Raw genomic sequence first — 9,810 nt, forward strand, 5'->3', positions numbered from 1 at the left:
GCACCGCGATGTGGTGTGGCTGGCAGAGGGACCCGAACAGCGCGGCTCGACGCGACGAATCCTTCGCATGGCGCCGCTTTCCGTCGGCGGACTGTTGCGCACCAGGCTTTTCGACACCGCGACGGTGGTGCTCACCTCGGCGACGCTGCAGGTCGGCGGATCGTTCGACGGCCTCGCGGCGAACTGGGGACTGCCGGTGTCGCAGTCGAACGCCCGCGGCGTGGCCGAGATGGCCAACGGCGCCGAGCCACCGTCGGACGAGGAACGCCTGGCGTGGACCGGACTCGACGTCGGCTCGCCGTTCGATCACGCCCGCTCCGGGATCCTCTATCTGGCCAAGCACCTGCCCGCACCGGGGCGGGACGGCCTCGCACCCGAGTTCCTCGACGAGATCGAGCGACTCGTCGTCGCGGCCGGCGGCCGGACACTCGGGCTTTTCTCCTCGATGCGGGCCGCCAAGGCCGCCACCGAGGTGATGCGCAACCGTCTCGACACTCCCGTGCTGTGCCAGGGCGACGATGCCACCGGCGCGCTGGTCGCGAAATTCGCTGCCGACGAGGAAGTTTCGCTGTTCGGGACGCTGTCGCTGTGGCAGGGCGTCGATGTGCCCGGCCCGTCGCTCAGCCTGGTGATTCTGGATCGGATTCCGTTCCCACGCCCCGACGAGCCGCTGCTCATCGCGCGGCAGCGCGCGGTGGAATCGCGTGGCGGAAATGGCTTCATGTCGGTGGCCGCTAACCACGCCGCCCTTCTGCTCGCGCAGGGAACGGGTCGGTTGCTGCGATCGGTCTCAGATCGCGGGGTGGTCGCTGTCTTGGACTCGCGGCTGGCCACCGCGCGCTATGGCGGCTATCTGCGTGCGTCGCTCCCGCCGTACTGGACCACGACCGATCCGGATGTTGCCACCGCGGCATTGCGCCGCCTGCGCGGCGAAACCGCTTCGAAAACAGACTGATCCGCACGATTCGCGAATTGGCTCGACAGCAACTGAATTCCGCTCTCCGCCAACACTATCCGGCACCAGGCGAACGAAAGTGGACACCCACATAGGGACAAAGCCTGTGCGAGTGCATGCATTTCGAAACTGACGAGCTGCGATTGCGTTCAGATCAACGGAATTCTGAACAACAACGGGAGGGCACGAATCAAGTCGGAGAGCGCTCCGAACAGGGTTACCAGGACTTCCAGCATTGTCGCTCCATCGGGTTCGCGGGAGAGCGCCGCCAATTATGCACCGATGTGAACAGTCGTAAACATAGTTTGAAGTGTACCGACGTGCCGCGCACCCACGAACGGACTGCGCGACACGTCGGATCAGGGTTTCGCTCCGAACTCGGCGGAGCGATCAGGGGTCGAGATCAGAGATCAGCCGTTGAAAATGGCAGACGAATTGAGAGAGGACGACAGGTTGTCGAGTCCGTAGCCGATGCTGGAGATCGCCTGGAGGATTGAAATGAAGTTATTCAGCTCGCTGGACATGGGAGAGGTTCCTTCGTTCGGACAGCAAATCGCCGGTTAAATTACGGCAACCCTGGACGTGTGTCCAGTCCCACAAACCGGCGGCTATGGCAAGCTGACCAACCCCAATTCCGCCGGCGATGCGAGCCACTCGCTGCGTGGCAGCACCCGCACGGTGTAGCCCACGGCTCCGGAGAGCGGGACGGGCGTCTCCACCGCGAACACGTCCCCGCCCGGGTCGGCGCCCTCGTGCCGCATCGGCACGGTCGTCACCTCGGAAAGGTCGTCGTTGGGTGACACCCGGCCGAGCACCGCCTGCACCTCGACCTCGTCGGGGCGCAGCCCGGCCAGCTGCACATGTGCGCGCAGCGAGAGCTGGTTGTCGATCTCGGGGGTATCCGGCAGGCCCGAGCTGTCCACGTGGGTGACCTTGACGTTCGGCCACGCCGTCTCGAGTTTGCGCCGGTAGGCCGCGACGGCCTTCGCACCGGCGAAATCGTCGGCGACGACCTTGCGGAACGATGCCGCGGCCGGCGCGTAGTACTGGGTCGCGTAGTCGTGCACCATCCGCGAAGCGAGCACCTTCGGGCCCAGGCTCTGCAGAGTGTGCCGGACCATCTCCACCCAGCGGGTCGGCACGCCGTCGGCACCACGGTCGTAGAACTTCGGCACCACGGAGCGCTCGATCAGCTCGTAGAGCGCGCCCGCCTCCAGATCGTCGCGGCGTTGTTCGTCTGCCACTCCGTCTGCGGTGGGAATCGCCCAGCCGTTCTCGCCGTCGTACATCTCGTCCCACCAGCCGTCGCGGATGGAGAGGTTGAGTCCGCCGTTGAGTGCAGCCTTCATGCCGGACGTCCCGCATGCCTCGAGCGGGCGCAGCGGATTGTTCAGCCACACGTCGCAACCCCAGTACAGATACCGGGCCATCGACATGTCGTAGTTGGGCAGGAATACGATCCGGTGCCGCACATCGGCCTGATCGGCGAAGCGCACGATCTGCTGGATCAGCGCCTTACCGCCCTCGTCCGCTGGGTGGCTCTTGCCGGCCACCACCAGCTGCACCGGCCGTTCCGGGTTGAGCAGCGCCGCACGCAACCGGTCCGGATCGCGCAGCATCAGGGTGAGCCGCTTGTAGGTGGGCACACGGCGCGCGAACCCGATGGTCAGCACGTTGGGATCGAAAACATTGGCGACCCAACCCAATTCGGCCTCCGCCGCACCGCGCTCCAGCCATGACGCCCGCACCCGCCGGCGTACGTCATCGACGAGGCGCGAGCGCAGCAGATTGCGCATCGCCCAGAGATCCCCCGGGTCGATCTCCTGCAGCCGCTCCCAGCCGCGGGCCTCCTCCACCAGTTTCGGGCCGACGAGTTCGCGAGCCTTGTCGAGCAATTCGCGCGCCGCCCAAGTGGGCGCGTGCACCCCATTGGTGATCGAACCGATCGGCACTTCCTCCGCATCGAAGCCGGACCAGAGCGAGGAGAACATTCCGCGGCTCACCTCGCCGTGCAGCTTCGACACGCCGTTGCAGCGCTGCCCGAGCCGCAGACCCATATGCGCCATATTGAACACGGCGGGATCGGCCTCGCGACCGAGCGCGACGATCCGATCGACCGTGAGGCCGGGCAACATCGAGGAAGCGTTCTCGCCGCCGTCGCCGCCGAAATACCGCCGCACGAGGTCGGCCGGGAAACGGTCGATACCCGCCGGCACCGGCGTATGCGTGGTGAACAACGTGCTCGCGCGGACCGCGGCGAGCGCACTGTCGAAGTCGAGCCCGGAATCGGCGATGAACTCGCGAATCCGCTCCGCGCCGAGGAAGCCGGCGTGCCCCTCGTTCATGTGGAAGACGTCGGGATCTGGCCGCCCGGTCGCGTGCGTGTACGCGCGCAGAGCGCGCACGCCGCCGATGCCGGCCAGGATCTCCTGCTTGATGCGATGGTCCTGATCTCCGCCGTAGAGCCGGTCGGTGACGCCGCGCATCTCCGGATCGTTCTCCGGGATGTCGGAGTCGAGCAGCAGCAGCGGCACCCGACCGACCTGCGCGATCCACACCTTGGCGCGCAGCACGCGCCCACCGGGCATCGCGACGTGGATCAGCACCGGAGCGCCAGTGCTCGGGTCCGTGAACAGGCTCAGCGGCAGACCCTGCGGGTCCAGCGACGGATAGCGCTCGGTCTGCCAACCATCGGCGGTGAGCGACTGCAGGAAATATCCCGAGCGGTAGAGCAATCCGACACCGATCAGCGGCAGACCAAGATCCGATGCCGCCTTCAGATGGTCACCTGCCAGAATGCCCAATCCGCCGGAGTAGTTCGGCAGGACCTCGGTGACACCGAATTCCATTGAGAAATAACCGATCCCATTCGGCAGATCGCCGCCGCCGAGGACCTGGCGCTGGAACCAGTGCGGACGTTCCAGGTACTCGCGCAGGTCGGCGTCCAGCGCGTCGAGCCGGGCGAGGAAGGTTGCGTCCTCGGCGAGCGCATCGAGCCGCGCCGGCGGGAGCTCACCGAGCAACCGAACCGGATCTTGGCCGACTTGCTCCCAGAGCCGCTCGTCCATCGATGCGAACAGGTCCTGCGTGGCTGGATGCCACGACCAGCGGAGGTTGGTGGAGAGCGTGCCGAGCGCGGCGAGTCGCTCCGGCAGATGGGCACGAACGTTGAATCGACGCAACGCCTTCACTCCGGGAACATTACCGACTTGGACACGATTCGACATGTTGTGCGGCGAAACGGTGTTTAGGGCTCCGCGCGGTGTGGAACCGTCGAACGAACGGGCGAACGCAGGGCGCCTCGATTACGGTTGGCGACGCAGCCGCAGTCGGGTTTGCCGCTCCCCCGGAGCGGCTACGCGCACCCCAACCGGAACTGCCAGAGCCGAACGGAGTCAACCGCATGCCGGGCCGCATTGCCATCGACGACACCACCCCCGACATCAGCGGCGGCCGTGCCGCGAAAGCTGTCGTCGGCGAGGTCTTTCCGGTGCGCACAGTCGTCTGGCGCGAAGGACACGATGCCGTCGCCGCGACGCTGATGGTGCGCGATCCCCGCACGAACAAGGTGTTGCGGACGCGGATGGCGCCGGCATTCGAGCCGAACGTCTACAACGGCGTGTTCACCCCCACCACCGAGGGGAACTGGACCTACCGCATCGAGGGATGGGGCGACCCGATCGCCACGTGGCGGCACCACGTGGAGGCCAAGCTCGCGGTCGGGCAGAGTCCCGAGGAACTCGCCAACGATCTCGAGTCCGGCGCACAGCTCTTCGAGCGCGCCGCAAAGAAGCTCACGCGTGACGAACAGCGCCGGCTGCTTGCGGCGGCCGAGGCGCTGCGCAGCGATACCCAGCTGTCCGCGCGGGTCGCACCGGCGTTCTCCGCCGAGATCACCGCACTGCTGGAGATGTACCCGCTGCGCGAGCTCGTCACCCGAAGCAAGCTGTACACCGTCGAGGTGTCCCGTCGGCGGGCCCTGTTCGGGTCCTGGTACGAACTCTTCCCGCGCTCGACCGGCGGGTGGGACGAGCACGGCAAGCCGGTACACGGCACTTTCGCCACCGCGGCCGCCGACCTCCCGCGGGTCGCGGCGATGGGTTTCGACGTCGTCTACCTTCCGCCGATTCATCCGATCGGCAAGATCAACCGCAAGGGCCCCAACAACACGCTCACCCCGGGACCGGAGGATGTCGGCTCGCCATGGGCGATCGGGTCCGATGAGGGCGGTCACGACGCCATTCATCCGCAACTCGGCAGCGAGCGGGATTTCTCGGATTTCGTCACCGCCGCGCAGTCGCACGGACTCGAGGTCGCACTCGACCTAGCCCTGCAGTGCGCCCCGGATCATCCGTGGGCGCGTGACCACCCGGAGTGGTTCACGGTGCTCCCCGACGGCACGATCGCGTACGCGGAGAATCCGCCGAAGAAGTACCAGGACATCTACCCGATCAATTTCGACCTCGACCCGAACGGAATCTACGCCGAGGTACTGCGCGTCGTGCGGCACTGGATTGCGCTGGGGGTCCACATCTTTCGGGTCGACAACCCGCACACCAAGCCGCCGGACTTCTGGGAATGGCTGATCCGCGAGGTGCACCAGACCGATCCCGATGTGCTGTTCCTGGCCGAGGCGTTCACCGTGCCGGCCCGCCTCTATGGGCTCGCACGGCGCGGGTTCACGCAGAGCTACACGTATTTCACCTGGCGCACTGCGAAATGGGAGCTGACCGAGTTCGGCCGCGAGATCTCGTCGAAGGCGGATGAGTCGAGGCCGAACCTCTTCACCAACACGCCGGACATCCTGCACGAGAGCCTGCAGCACGGCGGCCCGGGCATGTTCGCGATCCGCGCCGCGCTGGCCGCCACCATGTCGCCCACCTGGGGGGTCTATTCGGGCTTCGAGTTGTTCGAGCACCTCGCGGTCCGGCCGGGCAGCGAGGAGTACCTGGATTCGGAGAAGTATCAGCTGCGGCCCCGCGGCTTCGCCGAGGCGCTCGCGCGCGGCGAATCCCTCGAACCGTGGATCACCCGGCTCAACGAAATCCGCCGGGCGCATCCGGCGCTGCAGCAGTTGCGCGTCACCACGTTCCATCACGTCGAGAACGACGCGATAATCGCCTATTCGAAAATCGACCCGAGCACCGGCGACGCGGTGCTCGTCGTGATCAACCTCAACCCGTTCGGCGCCGAGGACAGCACCGTCTGGCTCGATATGCCGGCGATCGGCCGCGACTGGCACGACCGCTTCGACGTACGCGACGAGGTAAGCGGCGAGACGTACCACTGGGGTCAGGCCAATTACGTCCGGCTCGAACCCTGGCGGGCGGTCGCACACATCCTGGTATTGCCGCACGTGTCGCAGGCAGCACGGCTCGAACTCGCCTACCGGTCGGAGTGATCATGAGTCCCAAGCCGAAGGACCAGAAGCCACCGAAGTCGCCGCCGGAATCGGCGACGCCGCCCGAAAAGTCCACACCCGGCGCACCGAAGCCCGGCGTCGCCCCGCCCAATAGCGCAGACCTGGACCGGCTGCGCGACGGCACGCACTGGAATCCGCATTCGGTACTCGGCGCACACCCGAGCCCGAACGGCACGATCATCCGCGCGCTGCGCCCGCATGCCGAAACCGCCGCGGTCCGCATCGGCGCCGTCGACTACCCGATGCAGCACGTTGCGTTCGGCGTGTTCAGCGTCGAGGTCCCCATCGAGGATCTGTACGACTATCGCTTCGTCGTCGGCTATCCCGGCAACACCGTTGTGGTCGCCGACGGATACCGCTTCCTGCCAACTCTCGGCGAGACCGACCTGTACCTGTTCAACGAGGGCCGCCACGAGCGGTTGTGGGATGTGCTCGGCGCACACCCGCGCAGCTACACCACGCCCGACGGGGAGGTACGCGGCACCTCGTTCGCAGTGTGGGCGCCGTCGGCGAGGGGCGTCACTGTCACCGGCGACTTCGATGGCTGGAGCGGACAATTCGCGCCCATGCGCGCGCTCGGCTCGTCGGGCGTCTGGGAGGTGTTCGTGCCTGACCTCGGCCCGGGCACGATCTACAAGTATCGAGTCCACGGCGCAGACGGCTCGGTGCGCGACCACAGCGACCCGATGGCGTTCGCCACCGAGGTGCCGCCCGCGACGGCATCGGTGGTCACCGTCAGCGACTACGAATGGAACGACAAGGCGTGGCTCGAGGCCCGCGCCGACTACGAACCGGGCCGCGCGCCGATGAGCGTCTACGAGGTGCACCTCGGCTCATGGCGGCCAGGGCTCGGGTATCGCGAACTCGCGGAACAACTCTCCGAGCATGTCCGGGCGACCGGCTTCACCCACGTCGAACTGCTTCCGGTCGCCGAGCACCCGTTCGGCGGATCGTGGGGATACCAGGTCACGTCCTATTACGCGCCGACCGCGCGGTTCGGCAGCCCCGACGATTTCCGCTGGTTCGTCGACCGCCTGCATCGGGACGGCATCGGCATCATCGTCGACTGGGTGCCTGCGCACTTCCCGAAGGACGAGTGGGCGCTGGCCCGCTTCGACGGCACCCCACTGTACGAGCACAGCGACCCCAGGCGCGGCGAGCAACTCGACTGGGGAACCTACGTTTTCGATTTCGGCCGGTTCGAGGTGCGCAACTTCCTGGTTGCCAATGCGCTGTTCTGGCTCGACGAATTCCACATCGACGGCCTGCGGGTGGATGCGGTCGCCTCGATGCTGTACCTCGACTACTCGCGCCCGGCGGGCGGTTGGACGCCCAACAAGTACGGCGGCCGGGAGAACCTCGAAGCCGTTGCGTTCCTGCAGGAAATGAACGCGACGGTGCACAAGCTGCATCGCGGTGTCGTCACTGTTGCCGAGGAATCCACGGCGTGGCCCGGCGTCACCCGCTCCACCAGCGTCGGCGGCCTCGGTTTCAACATGAAGTGGAACATGGGCTGGATGCACGACACGCTCGGCTACATCGGCCACGATCCGCTCTACCGGTCGTATCACCACCACGAGATCACGTTCTCGTTGATGTACGCCTGGAGCGAGAACTACCTGCTGCCGATCAGCCACGACGAGGTCGTGCACGGCAAGGGAACGCTGTGGACCCGTATGCCGGGCGACGATTTCGCCAAGGCCGCCGGGCTCCGCACGCTGCTGGCCTACATGTGGGCGCACCCAGGCAAGCAATTGCTGTTCATGGGACAGGAATTCGGACAGGGCCGGGAGTGGTCGGAGGAGCGCGGGCTGGACTGGCACGAACTCGACGACTCCTACACCGGCAATCTCCGGCGCGGAATCGTCCGGCTCGTCGGCGATCTCAACGCTGTATATCGAGCGCATCCGGCGATGTGGACGCAGGACACCTCACCTGGCGGCTATTCGTGGATCGATGCCAACGACACGGCTAACAACGTGCTGAGCTTCCTGCGCTACGGCAGCGATGGATCTGTAGTTGCTTGCGTGTTCAACTTCTCAGGGATGGCACACCACGACTATCGTGTCGGGCTACCCGAACAAGGCAAGTGGGTCGAGATCCTGAACACCGATGCGGCCGACTACCACGGTTCGGGCATAGGCAATCTCGGTGCGGTGACGGCAAACGCGCGGCCATGGCACGGACGCCCGGCGTCCGCGACGGTCGCGCTGCCACCGAACGGCGCCATCTGGATCGCCTACGAGCGGTGACGGCTGCGCGCCACGACGTGTTCCCCGGCCGGGGGACGTGACACGAGACGGTCGCGCCACGAACGAGTGGGGCCGATGCATGGAGTGTCGATGAAGGCGGCCGGGATCGGACTCGGCACGGGCGCCGCCGTGCTCGGGCTCGCGCTGCTCGTCTCTGCTTGCAGCCAAACCGTCACCGGCCGCGCGGTATCCGTCTATGCCGACCCGTTCACCGTCGCCGGCCTGCCCGCCACGAACGGACCGAGCGGGCTGCGCGCGGACGTCGCGCCGCCTCCTGTGGTCGCCGACAACACCGATGAAGGACTTGTCGACCGGCTCGCGGTCACTGCGATCGGGGACATCGAGGCGTACTGGGCTTCTGAGTATCCGCAACTGTTCGGCGGCACGTTCACGCCGGTGGACCGGGTCGTCTCGTGGGACTCGGAAGCCGACACCGGGATCACCTTCTGCGACACGGAAACTTTCGCGCTCGCCAACGCCGGCTACTGCCCGCTCGACAACACGATCGGCTGGGATCGCACCACGCTGCTGCCCGCGATGATCGAGACATTCGGCGAGATGTCGGTGGTCATGATCCTCGCGCACGAATACGGCCACGCAGTGCAGCACCAGAGTGGCATCGCAACCGACGAGGCCCCCGGCATCGTGGCCGAACAGCAGGCCGACTGCTTCGGCGGCGCCTTCATTCGTCATGTCGCGGAAGGCCAATCCACGCACTTCACGCTCAACACGTCGGACGGACTCAATTCGGTACTCGCCGCGACCGTTTCCATCCGCGACAGCGACCCGAATGACCCGGAGTCGATTCATGGTTCCGCATTCGAGCGCGTGACCGCGGTTCAGGTCGGTTTCATCGACGGCCCGGCGGCATGTACGCGCATCGACCCGGTCGAGATCAATGGAAGGCGCGGCGAACTTCCGCAGCAATTCAGTTCGCCGGACCAGACCGGCGAACTACCTGTCACCGCAGCGACGCTCGATGAGTTCCGCAAGGCGCTCGACAGCATGTTCGGGCTGCGCGAAAGCCCGGCGGTGGACTATTCGGGCGCGAACGCCCTGTGTGCCGATGCGCCGTGGACCGAACCGGTCTCCTATTGCCCGGCGAGCAACACCATCGGCGTCGACCTACCCGCGTTAGCCGCGATGGGTACGCCGCAGGAGATGCCCGACACCGATATCGC

Annotated in this window: 5 protein-coding genes; 4 read left to right on the top strand and 1 reads right to left on the bottom strand. The window is 66.4% G+C overall.

The genetic code is table 11. From position 1 onward, the window contains the following. Positions 1 to 955, top strand: a 955-nt coding sequence (locus tag A8G08_RS07835; RefSeq protein ID WP_169823281.1) for an ATP-dependent DNA helicase, incomplete at its 5' end; no start/stop codon positions are given. Between the two features lie 608 nt (positions 956 to 1,563). Here the strand turns inward: A8G08_RS07835 and glgP are convergent. After that, positions 1,564 to 4,146 (bottom strand): alpha-glucan family phosphorylase, encoded by a 2,583-nt coding sequence (gene glgP / locus A8G08_RS07840; RefSeq protein WP_068272394.1) that lies wholly within the window; start codon positions 4,144 to 4,146, stop codon positions 1,564 to 1,566. Positions 4,147 to 4,358: 212 nt separating this feature from the next. Between glgP and A8G08_RS07845 the strand changes: the two genes are divergently transcribed. From A8G08_RS07845 to A8G08_RS07855, 3 genes are all read left to right on the top strand, one after another. Beyond that, positions 4,359 to 6,356, top strand: a complete 1,998-nt coding sequence (locus tag A8G08_RS07845) for an alpha-1,4-glucan--maltose-1-phosphate maltosyltransferase (RefSeq protein ID WP_068272396.1) — start codon at positions 4,359 to 4,361, stop codon at positions 6,354 to 6,356. Positions 6,357 to 6,358: 2 nt separating this feature from the next. After that, on the top strand, positions 6,359 to 8,629 hold the full coding sequence (gene glgB, locus A8G08_RS07850; protein ID WP_084436026.1) for a 1,4-alpha-glucan branching protein GlgB: 2,271 nt from the start codon (positions 6,359 to 6,361) through the stop codon (positions 8,627 to 8,629). A 90-nt stretch (positions 8,630 to 8,719) separates the two neighbouring features. After that, a partial coding sequence (locus A8G08_RS07855) for a neutral zinc metallopeptidase (protein ID WP_157108458.1) occupies positions 8,720 to 9,810 on the top strand: 1,091 nt, incomplete at its 3' end.

The sequence above is a fragment of the Aldersonia kunmingensis genome, assembly GCF_001646865.1.
Taxonomy (GTDB): domain Bacteria; phylum Actinomycetota; class Actinomycetes; order Mycobacteriales; family Mycobacteriaceae; genus Aldersonia; species Aldersonia kunmingensis.

Bases quoted from the DNA above. Each gene is read 5' to 3' on its own strand.
- glgB (WP_084436026.1), top strand. From the start codon at position 6,359: ATGAGTCCCAAGCCGAAGGACCAGAAGCCACCGAAGTCGCCGCCGGAA.
- A8G08_RS07845 (WP_068272396.1), top strand. From the start codon at position 4,359: ATGCCGGGCCGCATTGCCATCGACGACACCACCCCCGACATCAGCGGC.